Origin of the sequence: Belnapia arida, from assembly GCF_016773205.1 — a bacterium.
GTDB classification, from domain to species: domain Bacteria; phylum Pseudomonadota; class Alphaproteobacteria; order Acetobacterales; family Acetobacteraceae; genus Belnapia; species Belnapia arida.
Window position 1 is genome coordinate 91,141 of sequence record NZ_JAETWB010000001.1, and the last position, 16,641, is coordinate 107,781.

At 70.9% G+C, this 16,641-nt stretch carries 17 protein-coding genes; 8 read left to right on the forward strand and 9 right to left on the reverse strand.

Annotation, left to right across the window (positions count from 1 at the left end; genetic code table 11):
* Nucleotides 1–110: 110 nt before the first annotated feature.
* Entirely contained in the window at nucleotides 111–962 is an 852-nt protein-coding gene (locus JMJ56_RS00520) for a TauD/TfdA dioxygenase family protein (protein WP_202829657.1), read from the forward strand.
* A gap of 237 nt (nucleotides 963–1,199) precedes the next feature.
* On the opposite strand, the gene JMJ56_RS00525 is transcribed toward JMJ56_RS00520, so the two are convergent.
* On the reverse strand, nucleotides 1,200–1,616 hold the full coding sequence (locus tag JMJ56_RS00525) for an acyl-CoA thioesterase (protein ID WP_202829658.1): 417 nt from the start codon (nucleotides 1,614–1,616) through the stop codon (nucleotides 1,200–1,202).
* Entirely contained in the window at nucleotides 1,613–2,893 is a 1,281-nt protein-coding gene (locus tag JMJ56_RS00530; RefSeq protein WP_236037366.1) for a thiolase family protein, read from the reverse strand. The genes JMJ56_RS00525 and JMJ56_RS00530 overlap by 4 nt, the downstream gene beginning before the upstream one ends.
* A 512-nt stretch (nucleotides 2,894–3,405) precedes the next feature.
* Here JMJ56_RS00530 and JMJ56_RS00535 point away from each other — a divergent pair.
* A complete protein-coding gene (locus JMJ56_RS00535; RefSeq protein WP_202829659.1) occupies nucleotides 3,406–3,831 on the forward strand; it encodes an acyl-CoA thioesterase in 426 nt (141 codons plus the stop codon).
* Here JMJ56_RS00535 and JMJ56_RS00540 read toward each other — a convergent pair.
* Both JMJ56_RS00540 and JMJ56_RS00545 read right to left on the reverse strand, forming a co-directional pair.
* The gene (locus JMJ56_RS00540) at nucleotides 3,792–4,283 is read right to left on the reverse strand and encodes a PaaI family thioesterase (RefSeq protein WP_202829660.1); all 492 of its coding nucleotides are present in this window, start codon (nucleotides 4,281–4,283) and stop codon (nucleotides 3,792–3,794) included. The two genes, JMJ56_RS00535 and JMJ56_RS00540, sit on opposite strands and share 40 nt — an antisense overlap.
* Entirely contained in the window at nucleotides 4,280–4,480 is a 201-nt protein-coding gene (locus JMJ56_RS00545; RefSeq protein ID WP_202829661.1) for a hypothetical protein, read from the reverse strand. Before JMJ56_RS00545 ends, JMJ56_RS00540 begins: the two co-directional genes overlap by 4 nt.
* Before the next feature lie 629 nt (nucleotides 4,481–5,109).
* Here JMJ56_RS00545 and JMJ56_RS00550 point away from each other — a divergent pair.
* The 5 genes from JMJ56_RS00550 to JMJ56_RS00570 are packed head-to-tail and all read left to right on the forward strand — an operon-like array spanning nucleotide 5,110 to nucleotide 9,460.
* Nucleotides 5,110–6,120, forward strand: coding sequence for an ABC transporter ATP-binding protein (locus JMJ56_RS00550; RefSeq protein ID WP_202829662.1), 1,011 nt, complete (start codon nucleotides 5,110–5,112; stop codon nucleotides 6,118–6,120).
* Between the two features lie 20 nt (nucleotides 6,121–6,140).
* Nucleotides 6,141–7,397 (forward strand): ABC transporter substrate-binding protein, encoded by a 1,257-nt coding sequence (locus JMJ56_RS00555; RefSeq protein WP_236037367.1) that lies wholly within the window; start codon nucleotides 6,141–6,143, stop codon nucleotides 7,395–7,397.
* The gene (locus JMJ56_RS00560) at nucleotides 7,378–8,280 is read left to right on the forward strand and encodes an ABC transporter permease (RefSeq protein WP_236037368.1); all 903 of its coding nucleotides are present in this window, start codon (nucleotides 7,378–7,380) and stop codon (nucleotides 8,278–8,280) included. The genes JMJ56_RS00555 and JMJ56_RS00560 overlap by 20 nt, the downstream gene beginning before the upstream one ends.
* Entirely contained in the window at nucleotides 8,280–9,167 is an 888-nt protein-coding gene (locus tag JMJ56_RS00565; protein WP_202829664.1) for an ABC transporter permease, read from the forward strand. Before JMJ56_RS00560 ends, JMJ56_RS00565 begins: the two co-directional genes overlap by 1 nt.
* A complete protein-coding gene (locus JMJ56_RS00570) occupies nucleotides 9,164–9,460 on the forward strand; it encodes a hypothetical protein (RefSeq protein WP_202829665.1) in 297 nt (98 codons plus the stop codon). The genes JMJ56_RS00565 and JMJ56_RS00570 overlap by 4 nt, the downstream gene beginning before the upstream one ends.
* On the opposite strand, the gene JMJ56_RS00575 is transcribed toward JMJ56_RS00570, so the two are convergent.
* From JMJ56_RS00575 to JMJ56_RS00595, 5 genes are all read right to left on the reverse strand, one after another.
* Entirely contained in the window at nucleotides 9,448–10,329 is an 882-nt protein-coding gene (locus JMJ56_RS00575) for a polysaccharide deacetylase family protein (RefSeq protein WP_202829666.1), read from the reverse strand. The two genes, JMJ56_RS00570 and JMJ56_RS00575, sit on opposite strands and share 13 nt — an antisense overlap.
* A gap of 5 nt (nucleotides 10,330–10,334) precedes the next feature.
* On the reverse strand, nucleotides 10,335–10,970 hold the full coding sequence (locus JMJ56_RS00580; protein WP_202829667.1) for an isochorismatase family protein: 636 nt from the start codon (nucleotides 10,968–10,970) through the stop codon (nucleotides 10,335–10,337).
* Between the two features lie 52 nt (nucleotides 10,971–11,022).
* The gene (locus tag JMJ56_RS00585) at nucleotides 11,023–13,065 is read right to left on the reverse strand and encodes a protein-disulfide reductase DsbD family protein (protein WP_202829668.1); all 2,043 of its coding nucleotides are present in this window, start codon (nucleotides 13,063–13,065) and stop codon (nucleotides 11,023–11,025) included.
* 146 nt (nucleotides 13,066–13,211) lie between these two features.
* A complete protein-coding gene (locus tag JMJ56_RS00590; RefSeq protein ID WP_202829669.1) occupies nucleotides 13,212–13,562 on the reverse strand; it encodes a hypothetical protein in 351 nt (116 codons plus the stop codon).
* A gap of 62 nt (nucleotides 13,563–13,624) precedes the next feature.
* Nucleotides 13,625–13,873: a hypothetical protein gene (locus JMJ56_RS00595; protein WP_202829670.1), complete on the reverse strand. Its 249-nt coding sequence runs from the start codon at nucleotides 13,871–13,873 to the stop codon at nucleotides 13,625–13,627.
* A gap of 243 nt (nucleotides 13,874–14,116) precedes the next feature.
* Here JMJ56_RS00595 and hrpB point away from each other — a divergent pair, with 243 nt between their 5' ends.
* The gene (hrpB, locus tag JMJ56_RS00600) at nucleotides 14,117–16,591 is read left to right on the forward strand and encodes an ATP-dependent helicase HrpB (protein ID WP_202829671.1); all 2,475 of its coding nucleotides are present in this window, start codon (nucleotides 14,117–14,119) and stop codon (nucleotides 16,589–16,591) included.
* Nucleotides 16,592–16,641 lie beyond the last annotated feature (50 nt).

Below are 16,641 nucleotides of genomic sequence, written 5' to 3' on the forward strand. Positions count from 1 at the left end.
AATCATCCTTGCGCCCGGCTGTGCATTGTCCATTATATCCATCATGGATCGTGGATAATCGCCATGGCCGACAGGAAATCGCGTGGAATGCAGCGGGGCCGGAGCCAGGGATGCGGGCGAATGCGCTGTCGACGCTGACGCGCACCCTCTCCCCTGACCCCTTCGCCCGGAGCCACGCCCCGATGCAGATCCACCCCCTCCATCCCGCTTTCGCCGCCGAGGTCGCCGGCCTCGACCTCGCCACCCCGCTCGACGCGCCGACCCTCGAAGTGCTGCACGACGCCTTCCTCGAGCATGCCGTGCTGCTCTTCCGTGGCCAGCGCCTCAGCCCAGCCGCGCAATCCGCCTTCGCCGCCGGCCTCGCCGCGGTCGAGGCGCCGCTGCTCGACCGCCGCAGCCTGCTGCTGCCGCCCCCGCTCCGCGTCGTTGCCGGCATCCCGGAGGGCGAGGCTCCGCCCGGTGCCGCCTGGCACGCCGACCACACCCATGATGCGGAGCCGAGCCTCGCCTGCCTCGCCCATGCCCCGGCGGCCGAGGCGACCGAGATCGCCTTCGCGGACCAGCGCGCAGCCCTCGCCCTGCTGCCCGCGAGCCTCCGCCGCCGCGTCGAGGAGCTGCGCGCCGAGCACGCCCATCACGGCCGCCTTGCCGAACACCCGGTCATCCGCAGCCATCCGGTGACGGGGGAGGGGGCGCTTTTCGTCAACCCGGCCTTCACCCGCCGCATCCTGAACCTGCCGGCCGGCGAGAGCGCCCGGCTGCTGGACGCGCTCTTCGCCGCCGCGACCGCGCCCGCCGTCACCTGGCGCCATGCCTGGCGCCCGGGCGATCTGATCCTTTGGGACAACCGCACGGTACTCCACACCGGCACCGCGGCCGATGCCCTGCAGCGCGTCCGCATCGAGGGCGACCGCCCCTTGGGCCTTCGCGCGCTGGAGATGCCCTGGGTCGTCGCCGGCTGAGCCGTTGTTTTTCCGCACGGTCCGGGATATAGGACGAATAGCCTAATCCCGGTTCGCATCTTTCGTAGGGGGAAAGCCTGTCCCCATCCTGCGCGGGCTGGGCTCGTGCATCCCGGGCGTCGCGGGACAGGCGCCTAAATCCCTAAAGTCTTTAAATTGCCTGGTCTGGGCCCAAGGATTCCAGACCCTTGGGCCCGGAGGGCTTGAAGACCATCAAGCCCTTTAGTCTCCGCCGGATCAGCCTTCGAGCCTGCGCCTGACCTCTTCGGGCATCGGCACCGCCCGCAGCCCCTCGCCCTCGTCCCGCCCCCAGATCCGCGTCTGCTCGCCTTCGGCGACCAGCGTCCCGTCCTCCAGGAGGAACCGATGCGCCAGCCGGAAGCTCCGACCGCCGGTGAAGGCGGGCGGCGCGATCCGGTGCTCCAGCATATCGGCGAAGCGCGCCGGCGCCCGGAAGGCGCAGCGCAGGTCGACCAGCGGCGAGCCGCGGAAATGCGGATCGGCCCCGGCCATCGCGGCGAAATCCACGCCGCGCGCCCGGGTCATGTCGGTGAAGCCCTCATCCATCCAGCGGATGAAATTGGCATGGAAGACGATCCGCGCCGGATCGCAATCATTCCAATGGACGAGGAAGCGGCGGACGAAGTCGCTCAAGCGACTTCGACCAGCACCGCCATCCCCTGCCCGCCACCCGCGCAGGCGCCCGCGATGCCGCGCTTGAGCCCGCGCCGCTTCAGCTCCATGGCGAGGGAGAGGACGCAGCGCACGCCGGTCGCGGCCAGCGGATGGCCGAAGGCGATCGCCCCGCCATTCACGTTGAACCGGTCATGCGAGACGCCGAGCGCTCGCCTGACGGCCTCGGCCTGCGCCCCGAAGGCCTCGTTGATCTCGAACAGGTCGATGTCCGCGATGCTGAGCCCGAGCTTCCGCGTGAGCGCGATGGCCGCCGGCACCGGCCCGATGCCCATCACCTCCGCCGGCACCCCCGCCGCCGCGGCGGCCACGATGCGCCCGAGCGGCACCGTCCCGCCTTCGCCTGCCGCCTTGCCGGTCGTGACGACGACCGCCGCCGCCCCATCGACGATGGCGCTGCTGTTGCCGCCCGTCTGCACGCCGCCGAAGACGGGCTGGAGCTTCGCCAGCACCTCGATCGGCGTCGGCCGGACATGGCTGTCGGCCGAGACGGCATCGAGCTTCTTCGGCAGCTTCAGCCGCCGCGCCTTCAGCCCCGGCCCCTCGAAGACGGCCTCGGTGACGGGCGCGATCTCCTCGCCGAAACGGCCTGCGGCCTGGGCCTCCAGCGCGCGGGCGAAGCTCGCCGCCGCATAGGCATCCGTCTCCTCGCGGCTGATGCCGTGCAGCTTCGCCAAGTTCTCCGCCGTCCCGCCCATCGCGGTGGAACAGCCCGTGTCGTAGAGCGCCTCCCAGAGGAAGTCCTTGAACTCCACCTGCCCGAGCCCGAACCCGCCGCGCGAGGTGAAGCTGGCCACCGGCGCCCGGCTCATGCTCTCCGTCCCGACGGCGAGCGCCACATCGACCTGCCCCTGGCTGGTCGCCCGCGCCGCCTGGGCGATGGCCTCGAAGCCGGTGGTGCAGAGCCGTTGCACGCCATGCGCCGGCTTGTCGTCGGCCATCCCGGCATAGAGGCCGATATGCCGGGCGAAGAACAGCGCGTCGAAGCTCGCCTGGGTGCAGTTGCCGGCGACGGTGGTGCCGATGCGCTTCGGGTCGATCCCCGAGCGCGCCATCGCAGCCCGCGCCGCATGGATGCCGAGATCGGTCGGCGAGATGGCGGAGAGCGCCCCGTTGAGGTCGGTGAAGGGCGTCCGTGCCCCGCCGGCGAGCACCGCATCGGCGAAGGTCTCGACCATGGCGCCGGCGGCGTAGCGCGCCCAGTCCGGTGCCTCGGTCATCGAAACAGGAGCATTCATGGCGTCGGCACCTCCGCATCGTTGTTGTCGTGGAGCCGCTCGGAATAGGCGGCCCGGCCATTGAGCGAACCCTTGTCCGTCACCTCCCCGCATCGGGGGAGGGCGGTCCGGCGGCACCATGGCACGGGCGACCCGGCACGAGGAACCACCCCACCGCCACATCACCGCCTGGCGCGGCGGGACAGGGAGCGGCAGCGCCTGTTCTTCGGCGCGGGGGCACCGGAGGAGCTGCCCGGTTCGGCCCCTTGCAGAAGGTCCCGGCTGCGTCGGTGGGCAAGCGCCTCTGCTTCGGCAGGCTGCCCGACGGGCTGCCGGGCCGGTGCAGGACCGGATGCGGGCCGAGGCGCCGGCACTGGCCGCTTTGCTCCGCAAGCCTTCCACCCATATCCATGTTTGCGGGCTGCGCGGGCTGGACGCCGGCGTGGAGGAGGCGCCCGGGGCGATCGGGCGCGAGCATGGCATCGACTGGCCCTCCCTGCGTGGCCAGATGCGCGAGCAGGGACGCTATCACGTTGAGACCTACCGAGGCCTTCACCCATACCCGCCGCATCACCTGGGGCGAGACGGATGCGGCGCGCATCGCCTACACCGCGCGCTTCCTCGACTTCGCCATGGAAGCGGTGGAGCGCTGGTTCCAGGACCGGCTTGGCACCGGCTGGTACGAGATGAATGTGGATAAGGGCATCGGCACGCCCTTCGTCCATGTGCAGATGGATTTCCGCAGCCCTGTCACGCCGCGCGACACGCTGGCGAGCACGGTGCTGCTGATCCGCCTCGGCGGCTCCTCCCTCCGCTTCGCGGTGACGGGGCGGGTCGGCGACCGGCTGGTCTATGAGGCGGAGCTGGTCTGCGCCTTCGTCGAGACCGCGCGGATGAAGCCGATCCCGGCGCCCGAGCGCTACCGCGCCGCGCTGGAGGCGGAGGCCGCACTCGGCTGAGCGTCCAGCAGCCGCGCGATCCGGTCGAAGCGCGGGTCCGGGTCGCCGGAATGGCGGAAGGTACCGCTGGCGCGCAGCACCGGCTCGCCCTCCGCCGTCACCAGGCACTGGCCGAAGAGCATGCCGCGCGTCACCTTCAGCACCTCCGGCCGTGCTTCCACCCAGGCGCCGATGCGCGCCGGGCCGATGAAGTCGGTCGCCAGGCTGACGGTGACGAGGAATCTCCGCAGCCGCGCCACGTGATTGCAGCCGCCGGTCAGCACGATGTCGGCGAAGGCGGTCAGCATGCCGCCATGGCAGAGTTCCATCGGGTTGCAGTGGCGCAGCTCGACGCGGAAGCCGAGCAGGATGCCCTCGCCCTCCGGCTTCACCCAGAAGGGGCCGACCAGGCTGTTGAAGATGGGCAGCGCATGCTCCGGCAGGCGGAGATAGCCGGGCGGGGCGGGGCTCATGCGGTGGTCTCCCGTTGCAAGCCGCCGGGCAGCGCCTCGAGGCTTGCCTCCGGCGCCTGGCCAATCGTGTCGATGATGAGGTCCGCCCTGGCATGCAGCGTCTCGCGGCTCGCCCGGACGATGCGGAGGCCGTCCATGGCGCGGCGGTTGTCGCGCTCCATCATGCACTCCGGCCGCTCGCCAAGGGCGGCAAGCAAGGTGTTGCCCCTCGGTTCGGCATGGACGTGGTCACGGCGAGACTGCCTGAGTCGCTTTGTTCGGCTTCACAACGATGCCCTGCAATGGGAGGCGTGTCCGGCAAGGCCCGAGGTCCTGCCGTTCCATCCCACCGAAGCAAGCAAAGGCCATGACCAGGGCGGATTACGGCCCGGCACCGCGGCTGGCAAGCGGGAACAGGAGAAGCATCCATGTCGGCCGTCACCTGCCGCGACCTCGTCGCCGGCAGCATCGCCCTGGCCGGTGCCTCGGCCCCTTCCGCGACCATCCAGGCAGGGTCCCGGTCGCGGCAGTGCGCCAAAAAAGGGAGGATGTCGGAACAGGTCTGGTCATGGAGGCCATCCCGGGCGACCAGGGAAGGCGGAACCGTTTGGTACCTCAGGACCGGGGACCATCGCCGTGTTGCCGCGACCACGGAGACCGACGAGGCCTTCCGGCCATTGGGTCGGGGCGGCTGTCCGCTGATGCGCGCTCAAAAGAGCGGCGAAATGATATTTCTTTGGGCAAGTTCGGTCTGGCTGCGGCCTGAATCCCCCTCGCGGCTGCTTGAAGCGGGGGGGCGTTCTGCCGCAGGCTCCGGGGCGAGGGGGACCTTCGCCTGCCTGACGCCATGCTCCTGCGCACCGGCCAGACCAGCCGCGGCGCCATCGAATTCATCAAGGTGACCAAGCGCTTCGGCAGCTCGGTCGCGGTGGACACGCTCGACCTGAAGATCGCCGCCGGTACCTATTGCTGCCTGCTCGGCCCCTCCGGATGCGGCAAGACGACGAGCCTGCGGATGCTCGCCGGACATGAACGGCAAAGCAGCGGCGACATCCTGCTCGACAACCATGAGGTAAGCGGCCTGCCGCCGGCCAGGCGCGGCACGGCGATGATGTTCCAGTCCTACGCACTGTTCCCGCATCTCTCCTGCCTCGACAACGTCGCCTTCTCGCTCCGCATGCGCGGAATGGCGAAGGCGGAGCGCCATGCCAAGGCACGCGAGATGCTGCGCCTCGTCGAGCTGGAGGCGCTGGCGGACAGGCTGCCGGCGCAGCTCTCGGGCGGGCAGCAGCAGCGCGTGGCGCTGGCCCGCGCACTGGTGACCAATCCCGCGACGCTGCTGCTGGACGAGCCGCTCTCGGCACTCGACCCTTTCCTCCGCGGCCGGGTGCGGGCCGAGCTGAAGCGTTTCCAGCGCGAGCTTGGCATCACCTTTGTCCATGTCACCCATAGCCAGGACGAGGCGTTGGCGCTGGCCGACCTCGTCGTGCTGATGAAGGACGGGCGGATCGAGCAGCAGGGCACGCCCTTCGAAGTGTTCGACGCCCCGCGCACCGCCTTCGCCGCGCGCTTCATGGGCGGGCACAACGTCATCGCGCTGCCCGCCAACGGGCTGGTCGCGGTGCGGACGGACCGGACGCTGCTGCGGCCGGCCGGCGAGGGCGTGGTGCAGGCGACGGTGCGCGGTGTCGAATATACCGGCACGGGCTTCGCCGTGGCGCTGGCCGGGCCCGCCGGCGAGGACTGGCAGGCGCTAGTCGGCGAGGCCGCGCTGCGCGCCAGGCCGCTCGAGGCCGGCGAGGCGGTCGGCCTCGGCTGGGATGAGCAGGATCTCCGCTATCTGGCGGACGGGACATGACGGACAAGGAGAATCCAGGCATGGACAAGCCCATTCGCGCTGGCCGCCGCCAGCTTCTGCAAGGCGCGGCAGGCCTCGCGGCAGGCCTCGCCGCCCCTGCGGTGCATGCGCAAGGCGCGGTGACGCTCCGCTATGTCGGCACGGCGGTGAACCAGCATGCCGGCATCAAGGAGAAGGTGAGGCAGGACCTCGGCATCACGCTCGAATACATCCCCGTCACTTCGGACGATGTGGTGCGGCGCGCGGTGACGCAGCCGAACAGCCTCGACATCCTCGATGCCGAGTACTGGATGCTGAAGAAAATCATCCCCTCGGGCAACCTGATGGGCATGGATGCGAACCGCATCAAGCTGGTGGGCGAGATCAGCACCGTCTTCACCAAGGGCGAGGTGGCGGGGAAGAAGATCGGCGACCAGGGCACGGCGCCGATCAAGGTCAGCTACATGCCGGCGCGCGACGCCAAGACCTTCGCCACCGGCCAGACGCAATGGCTGACGCTGATTCCGACGACCTACAATGCCGATACGCTCGGCATCCGCCCGGACCGCGTGGGCCGTCCGATCGAGAGCTGGGCGGAACTGCTGAACCCTGAGTTCAAGGGCAAGGCGAGCATCCTCAACATCCCCTCCATCGGCATCATGGATGCGGCGATGGCGGTGGAGGCGATGGGCCGGCACAAATATGCCGACAAGGGCAACATGACCCGGGCCGAGATCGACCTCACCATGCGGGTGCTGACCGAGGCGAAGCGTGCCGGGCAGTTCCGCGCCTTCTGGAAGGACTTCAACGAGAGCGTCAACCTGATGGCCTCGGGCGAGACCGTCATCCAGTCGATGTGGTCGCCGGCGGTGACGGCGGTGCGCAGCCGCGGCATCCCCTGCACCTACCAGCCGCTGAAGGAGGGCTACCGCGCCTGGGCTGCGGGCTTCGGCCTGCCGAAGACGCTGAGCGGGCGGAAGCTCGACGCCTCCTACGAGTTCATCAACTGGTTCCTCTCCGGCTGGGCCGGCGCCTTCCTCAATCGGCAGGGCTACTACTCCGCCGTGCTCTCGACCGCGCAGAAGAGCATGGAAGCCTATGAGTGGGACTTCTGGATGATGGGCAAGCCGGCGGCGCAGGACATCAAGGCGCCCGACGGCACGGTGATGGAGAAGGCGGGCAGCGTGCGCGACGGCGGCAGCTTCGATGCGCGCATGGGCGCCGTTGCCTGCTGGAATGCCGTGATGGACGAGAACGACTACATGGTCAGGAAATGGAATGAGTTCATCGCCGCCTGACCGCCGCCCAATGGGCCGCCCGGTGGCGCCGCTGCTCCAGGCGGCGCCATTGGCGCTGGTGCTGCTGCTGTTCTTCGTGTTTCCGCTGCTGGCGACCGCGGTCGTCAGCCTGTGGAATTACACCGAGTACTCGCTGGTGCCGGACGTCACCTCCCGCAACTATGTCGAGATGTTCGAGGGCTGCTCGAACCTGGGCGAGGGGCTCTGCACCACCTTCCGCACCTATCTCTCGACGCTCCGGCTCTGCGCCATGGTCTGGGCCTTCACCACGCTCTTCGGCTTCGCCATCTCCTACTTCCTCGCTTTTCATATCCGCTCGGATACGATGCGGATGGCGCTCTTCCTCGTCTGCACGGCGCCCTTCCTCACCTCCAACGTCATCCGCATGATCTCCTGGCTGCCGTTGCTCGGGCGCGAGGGGGTGGTGAACCAGTTCCTCGTCGCCTCGGGCCTGGTCGACCAGCCGCAGGACTGGCTGCTCTTCTCCGACTTCTCGGTCGTGCTGGCCTTCGTGCATCTCTACACGCTCTTCGTCACCGTGCCTGTCTTCAACAGCATGATGCGGATCGACCGCCGGCTGCTGGAAGCCGCGCAGGATGCCGGGGCGAGCGGCTGGCAGACGCTCTGGCATGTCGTCATCCCGCTAACCAAGCCGGGCCTTGTCATCGGCTCCATCTTCGTGATCGTGCTGGTGATGGGCGACTTCGTGACGATCGGCGTGATGGGCGGCCAGCAGATCGCCTCCATCGGCAAGATCATCCAGGTGCAGATGTCCTACCTGCAGTTCCCGGCAGCCGCGGCGCAGGCGGTGGTGCTGCTCGGGCTGGTGCTGCTGGTGATCGCGGTGATGACGAAGCTCATCGATATCCGGCGGGAGCTGTGATGGACGAGGACCGCCGCCCGCTAACCTTCTGGCTGCTCGGGGCCTTCTTCGCCCTCTTCGTCGCCTTCCTTTACGGGCCGACGCTGACAATCCTCGTGCTCTCCTTCCAGGGACCGGAAGGCGGGCTGACCTTCCCGTTGCGCGGCCTCTCGACCCATTGGTACCAGACGCTCTGGGCCGGCGCCGGCGTCATCGACATCTGGGCCTCCTTCCGCCGCTCGCTGCGGCTTGGCGTGGTCGTCATGGTGCTGACGACGGTGATCTCGCTGCTGGCCGGCTATGCCTTCCGGCGGCGCTTCTTCGGCCAGGGATTACTCTTCAACCTGACTATCGCCAGCCTGATCGTGCCCTCCATCGTCGTTTCGCTCGGCATCGCGCTCGAATTCCGGCTGCTGGACGATGCGGTAAAGGCCTTCGCGGAGGAAAACGGGGTCGAGTGGCTGAGCGAGGGCTACGCCACGGCCATGGGCCTCTTCACATCCGGTTTGGGCGCGCATCTGACCTGGACGCTGCCCTTCGGCCTGCTCATCATGTTCGCCGTGTTCAACCGTTTTCCCAACGACCTCGAGGAAGCCGCGCGCGACCTTGGCGCCTCGCCCTGGCAGGTCTTCCGCCATGTCGTGCTGCCGCTGGTGGCGCCAAGCCTGGTCGGCGTCGCGCTCTTCGGCTTCACCCTGTCCTGGGACGAGATCGCGCGAACCAGCCAGTCGATCGGCGATGCCAATACCCTGCCGCTCGAGCTCCAGGGCCTCACCAGCACGGTGACGACGCCGGAGATCTACGCGCTTGGCACCGTTGTCACCGGCGTCTCGGTGCTGGTGATCGCGCTGGCCTTCGTCGGCGTCTCGATCGCCAAGCGGCGGGCGGCGAAGCGGGTGCTCGGATGACGGCGGAGGAGCTGCTGCGCGCTGCCCGCGAAGGGATCGCGCTGCCGCCGCTCAGCGGGCCGTTGCAGGCCCTTGCCGCCGATGCGCGCGGCGACTGGGACGGGGCGCACGCCTTCGCCCAGGACGGCGAGGATGCGGAAAGCGCCTGGGTGCATGCCTATCTGCACCGCAAGGAGGGCGACCTCGCCAATGCCAGCTATTGGTACAGCCGAGCCGGCCAGGTGAAGCCGGCCGGCACGCTCGAGGAGGAATGGCTGGCGATCGCCCGCCACCTCCTCGCTCAGGCGGGCTGAGGGTTCCGTCGCCGGAAGTCCTGCGCCATTTCCTCCAGCGTGACGAAGCGCACGCCGGGGTGCTTCAGCATGTGGCCGATCAACCGCTCCAGCATCATCAGCACCTGCGGCCGGCCGGAGACGTCCGGGTGGATGGTCATCGGCACCACGGCGTAGTCGTATTCGCGGTAGATGAAGTCGAAATGGTCGCGCCAGATCTGCTCCAGCGCATGGGGCGAGACATAGCCGTGGCTGTTCTGGAACTTCTTGATGAACATCATCGGCGGCAGGTCGTCGAGGTACCAGGAGGCGGGAATCTCGACGAGTCCGGTGGTCTGGCCCTTCGTGAAGGGCCGCATCCAGCTCTCGGCGGGCTGCGCGTAGTCGATAGGCGTCCAGCCGTCGCCGGTGCGGACGTAGTAGGGCGTGCAGTCGTGGTGCATCAGCGAATGGTCGTAGGCGATGCCGCGCTCGACCAGGATCTCGATGCTGGTCGCGCTCACTTCCCACCAGGGCGCGACATAGCCGACCGGCTTCCGCCCCCAATGCTTCTCGATCAGGCCGATGCACTTGTCGAAGATCGCCTCCTCCTGCTTGCGGCTGAGGGCGAGGGGGTTCTCATGGCTGTAGCCATGCAGGCCGATCTCATGGCCGGCCTTCGCCACCATGTCGGTCGACTCAGGAAAACTCTCGATGGTATGGCCGGGGATGAACCAGCTCTGCGTCAGGCCGAAGCGTTCGAACAGCCGCAGGATGCGCGGCATGCCGACCTCGGCCGCGAAGACGCCGCGGCTGATGTCGCCCGGGCTGTCCTCGCCCATGTAGCTGCCGAGCCAGCCCGCCACCGCATCGCAATGGATGCTGAAGGCGCAAAGAATTTCCTTGGGCATGTCCCCTATCCCTTGTCGTTGGCGCGGGCCCAGCGCTCGATCTCGCCGATCGCCGTGGCCGCGTGGATGATATCGGCATAACGCCGCGCGACATCCTTCAGGTTCTGCTCATGCGCCGCCAGGTCGTGGTCGCCGACGCAGTCGCGGGCGACCATCACCCGGAAGCCGAGCGAGAAGGCATCGATCACGCTGGCCCTGACGCAGCCCGAGGTGATGCAACCGGCTATCACCACCGTATCGACCCGCTCCTTCGTCAGGATGGCCGCGGCGGGCGTGGCGAAGAAGATCGAAGGCGCCGACTTCATCAGCACCACATCGGGCGCGGCGGCGGCAATGCGGGGGTCCAGTTCCACCGCCGGGGTCCCGGCCAGCAGATCGAAGACCGGCGCCGCCTTCCAGTGCGGCGCGGCGCGGGGGCTGTCATAGCCGTTGACGCAGGCGATGACGGGCAGGCCGGCGCGCTTCGCCGCCTGCATCAGCGGGACCGTGGCCTCGACGGCGGCCTCCACCATCGGCGCCCCGGCCATGGGAAAGGCGGGATCGGTGAAGCCGCGCTGAAAGTCCACCACCACGACGCCGATCCGGGTACCGAAGCCGATGGGCCGGGTGCCATAGCCGCGTGCCGCATAGATGTCGCTCATGGGTCCCGCCTCGCCGATGCTGCGGCGTCCTCGCAGCAAGCTGCGTGCCGAATCACCCTGCCTCGGCCAGCGCCCGCAGCACGATGCCCTCCGTCAGCACCTGGGGCAGCACCTGCGGCGCCCCGCCACCAGCCGGATAGAGCAGGTAGAGCGGCACGCCCTCCCGTCCATGGTCGCGCAAGAGGGCGCCGATCACCGGGTCGCCCTGGGTCCAGTCGCCGGTCAGGGTGGCGAGGTTGCGCCCGGCGAAGGCGGCCTGCACCGCGCCGCTTTGAAGCACCAGCCGCTCATTGACCTTGCAGGTGATGCACCAGGCGGCGGTGAGGTTGACGAAGACCGGACGCCCCTCGGCCTGCAAGGCCGCGACTCGCGCCGCCGACCAGGCCTCCGCCCGCGCCTCGGTGCCAGCGGCGGCCGGCGGTGCGGCGGCAAGACCCGGCAACAGGGCGAGGGCGCCGATGGCCGCCGCCCCGGCCAGCACCCGCCCGACCCGCCCGCCGCCGCGCTGCGCCAGCCCGAGCGCCCAGGCGGCGAAGCCGATCAGCACCGCCCCGCCGAGCAGGAGCAGCAGCCCGTCCGGCCCCGACTGCTGCGCCAGGACCCAGGCCAGCCAGGCGGCGGCGCCATACATCGGGAAGGCAAGGCCTTGGCGCAGCGCTTCCATCCATCCGCCCGGCCGCGGCAGCTGCCCGGTGAGGCCTGGGAAGATCCCGAGCAGGGCATAGGGCGCCGCCAGCCCCAGGCCGAGCGCGGCGAAGACCAGCAGCGTCCCGGCCGGCGGCATCGCCAGCGCCGCCCCGACCGCCGCTGCCATGAAGGGTGCGGTGCAGGGCGTCGCCACCAACACGGCAAGCGCCCCGGCGAAGAAGCTGCCCACATGCCCGCCTCGCGCGGCCAGCCCCGCCCCGGCCCCCGCCGGCCCGCCGAGCGCATAGACGCCGGAGAGGTTCAGCCCGACCGCCAGCATGAGCCAGGCAAGGCCCGCGACGAAGGCCGGCGCGGTGAACTGGAAGCCCCATCCCGCTGCGACCCCGGCCGCGCGCAACCCGATCAGCAGCCCGGCCAGGCCGAGGAAGCAGGTCAGCACCCCTCCCGTATAGCTTGCCGCATGGGCGCGCACCTCGCGCCGCGCCGCGCCGGACAGCCGGGCGAGAGCCATCGCCTTCATGGCGAGGATGGGGAAGACGCAGGGCATCAGGTTCAGCAGCAGCCCGCCGAGCAGCGCCGAGCCGAGCACCTGCCAGAGCGGAAGGGTTTCGCCCTCCAGCGCACCGCCGACCGGCGCCGACACCTCATAGGCGGAGCGCACCCCGGCCGCATCGACCAGCGCCACCACGCCGGTGAGGCGCTGCGGCAGCGCGGCCCCTTCCGGCCGGGCGAGGCCGAGGGTCAGCGCGCCATCCCGCGCCGTGAGCCGCTGCGGCGCGGCATTCTCGATCAGCCCGGCCTTGTGGGGGAAGAATTCCGCCTCCCGCAGAGCGGCCGTCGACAGGCCCTCGCCGATGAGGGTGAGGCTGCCCCGCCGGCCCTCCAGCGCCGCCCGCGCCACCCAGGGCGAGGGGCGCGGCACCGCTGCTTCCGCCGCGGCGAAGAGCGGCGCCAGCGCCGGATCGGCCCGGCCGTTATCCGTGAGCGGCAGGTCGAGGCGGAACCGGCCCTCCTCCGGGATGCAGAGCTCGGCGCAGACCAGCCAATTCGCCTCTGCCTCCACCGTGAAGCGGCCGGTGGCATCGGCCGGCACGGTGACGGGGAGCGGCAGCAGCACCTCGCCCTCATAGCCGAAGCTCATCAGCGGCCCGTTTGGGATGCGCCGCGGCACCGGCCATGCGATGCCGCCCGCCGTGGCGCCTTCGGGGAGGGTCAGGGCAATCTCGGGCGCCGCGCCGGCATCGCCCGCATGGCGCCAATAGGTATGCCATCCCGGCGCCAGCTTCAGCCTGAGGCCGAGCCGGACGCTCTCGCCTGGCGCAACCGCCACCCGGTCCGCCACCAGCGTCGCCTCCGCCCGCGGCGAACGCTGCGCCGCGCTCTCCGCCGCCCGGCCGGGGCCGGGCAGCAGGATCAGCAGGAGCAGCAAGGCAAGCAGGCGGCGCATGACTGGATAAAGGGGGGAGGGCTGCCCCGACCGCAAGCCCCCATGAAAGGAGGGCCGGGGGCGCCGCATGCGCCCCCGGCCCTCGGCCGCTCTCAAACCATTGCTGAAATGCTTCCCTCGCCGCCAATCCTGCGGCGAGGCTTCCCTCAGGCTCGCGCCGCCACCGGGCGCCGGGCCAGCCGCCGCATGTCGCGCAGGGCGGATCGCAGCAGCGTCATCTCGCCCTCCGGCATCAACCCCTCGTCCGCCGCCTCGACCCGGCGGAGCAGGGTGGCGAGCTTCAGGGTCACGTCCGCATGGCTGCGGGCTGGTGCGGCGGCGAGGGCGCTCAGCGCGGCCAGCTCGGCATCGACCAGCAGCTCCATGATCGTCTCGTCCCCGCTCTCGCTGCGCTCGATCTTGCTGAGCCGGTCCGCCAGGGTGGCAACCTCCTCGCCGCCACGGGGCGTCCCCGGGGCGGGCGGACGGGCGAGCGGGAAGACGATGATCTCGGACATGGGGGGTGCAATCCGTTGGCGGGGTGGCGGGGCTGGCCCTGGGATCGGGCCGGCCGGGTGGGTCAGCCCTGGCGTCCGGCGCCGTTCTGCACCGGCAGGACATAGGCGGGCGGGCAGGCCGTGATCGCACCGCCGGCGGCGAGGAAAGCGTCGACCATGCTGGAGATCGTGGCGCTGTCCGGCGTGCCGGCATCGCGGCAGCGGCGCTTGTGGGCGATCATCGCGCTCAGCGATCGGCGGCGGGTATCGGCGGCGTCCGCGGTGGCGGCGGGCAGGCGGCGGGTCTTGCCAGCGGAGAGTTTGGTTTGCATGGCCATCCTCACATTTGCGCGATGGGATAAGGTATACACTTCACGGTGCCGCGAGCAAAGCCTTTTTTGCAACCTGCGCGTGTTTTCCGTGGCAGTTCGACATCCTTCCTCTCCGGCACCCATGCGGCGGATGCGACAAGGCGGCATTGTTCTCGCGCGGACGTGTCGCACCCGCATGTCGCAGCCCAGGGGAATTGTCGCGCGCCGGTGTCAAACCCGCCGCTTTGGCCTTATGCCCCCGCCATGCTTCCCCTCGACCTCCCCGTCGCCGAGGCCCTCCCGGCATTGACCGCCGCCCTCCGCGCCAGCCCCAATGCGGTGCTCATTGCCCCGCCAGGTGCCGGCAAGACCACGCTCGTCCCGCTCGTCCTGCGCGAGGAGCCCTGGGCCGAGGCCGGCAAGCTGCTGGTGCTGGAGCCCCGCCGCGTTGCCGCCCGCGCCGCCGCTCGCCGGATGGCCGAGCTCCTGGGCGAAGCCGCCCCGGGCGGCACCATCGGCCTCTCGACGCGGCTCGACCGCGCCGTCTCGGCGGCGACGCGGATCGAGGTGGTGACGGAGGGCCTGCTCGTCCGCCGCCTGCAATCCGACCCGGGACTCGAGGGCGTCGCCGGCGTGCTGTTCGACGAGGCGCATGAGCGCAACCTCGACACCGACCTGGCGCTCGCCCTCTGCCTCGACCTGCAACGCGGCCTGCGCCCGGAACTGCGGCTGCTGGCGATGTCGGCCACCCTCGACGGCACGGCCTTCGCGGGGCTGATGGGCGATGCGCCGACGATCGAGTCCCTTGGCCGTGCCTGGCCGGTCTCGGTGGGGCACCGCCCCCGTGACCTCGCGGACCCGCGCGACCTGCCGGAGGCCATGGCCGGCGCCATCCGCACCGCGCTGCGCGACCATGAGGGCGACGTGCTCGCCTTCCTCCCCGGCTGGGGCGAGATCCGCCGTACCGCCGAGCGGCTCTCCGGCATCGCGGCGGATGTGCTGCCGCTCCATGGCGAGCTGCCTCCCGCCGAGCAGGACCGCGCCCTCACGCCCGGACCGCGGCGCAAGGTCGTGCTTGCCACCTCCATCGCCGAGACCTCGCTGACCGTGCCCGGCGTCCGTATCGTCGTCGATGGCGGCTTCCGCCGCACCCCGCGGCTCGACCCGGCGACCGGCCTCGCCCGGCTCGTCACCGTGCGCATCAGCAAGGCGGCCGCCGAGCAGCGCGCCGGGCGCGCCGGCCGCACCGCGCCGGGCGTCGCCATCCGCCTCTGGTCGGAGGCGCTGCATCGCGGGCTCGCCCCGCAGGACCGGCCGGCGATCCTGGAGGAGGAACTGTCCGGCCTCGCCCTCGACCTGGCCAGCTGGGGCGCCGGGCCCGCCGACCTCGCCTGGCTCGACCCGCCGCCCGCCGGCGCGCTCGCCGCCGCCCGCAACCTGCTCCGCGACCTCGATGCGCTCGATGCCGAGGGGCGCATCACCGCGACCGGCCGCCGCATGGCCCGGCTCGGCACCCATCCGCGCCTTGCCCGCATGCTGGCGGCAGCCGAAGGAGAAGGGGAGGGGGCGCTGGCCGCCGACCTCGCCGCCCTGCTGGAGGAGCGCGACCCGATCCGCGGCCGCGAGGTGCCGAGCGACATCACCCTCCGCCTCGACCTGCTGCATGGCGGCGACCATCCGAATGCCGACCGGGCGACCATCCACCGCATCCGCCGCGCCGCCGCGCTGCACCGGCGCCGGCTCGGCCTGCATGGCAATGCCTCGCCCGAAGGCGAGCCGGGCGCGCTGCTCGCCGCCGGCTTCCCCGACCGCATCGCCGCCATGCGCGGCGTCATGATCGGTGCCTTCCGCTTGGCCTCGGGGCAGGGCGCCCGGCTCGGGGCGACGGACCCGCTGGCGAAGTCGCCACTCCTCGCCGTCGCGGACCTCGAATTGCAGGGCACCGAGGCGCGCATCCGCATGGCCGCGCCGCTCGACCGCGCCCTGTTGGAGGCCCGCTTCCCGGGACGCTTCCGCCGCGAGGAGGGCGCGGCCTTCGACCAGCGCGCCGGCGCGGTGCTGGCCCGCCGCCGCCTCCGCTTCGGCCCGCTGGTGCTGGAGGAGCAGCCCCTGCTGAACCCCGACCCCGCACTGGTCGCCGCGGCCCTGGCCGAGGCGGTGGCGGAGCGCGGGCTGCGCGACCTGCCCTGGACGCCGGCCGCCCGCCAGCTCCAGGCCCGTCTCCGCTGGATGCGCGAGGTCGAGGGCGAGGGCTGGCCGGATGCCTCGGATGCCGCGCTCATCGCAACCGCCGGGGACTGGCTCGCCCCGCACCTCCGTGGCCGTTCCCGCCTCGCCGACCTCGCCGGACTGAACCTGCCCGACATGCTGCTGGCGGATCTGCCATGGGAGCGCCGCCGGCGCCTCGATGCGGCGCTCCCCACCCGCCTCGACCTGCCCGCCGGGCGCAGCGCCGCCATCGACTACACCGGCGAGACCCCGACGCTCGAGGCCCGCCCCCAGCACCTCTATGGCCTGACCCGCCTGCCGCCGCTTGCCGAGGGCCGCATCCCTCTCCAGGTCGCGCTGCTATCCCCCGCCGGCCGGCCGATCGCCGTCACCGGGGACTTGGCCGGCTTCTGGCGCGGCGGCTGGTTGGAGGTGCGGAAGGAGATGCGTGGCCGCTATCCGAAGCACAGTTGGCCCGAGGATCCGGCCGGCGCCGCCGCCGACCCGTCCCGGCCCGGCCGCGGCGGATGAACCGACCGTCACCCGCGAAGAGGTTGAAGGACCGCATCCATCTTCCCAAA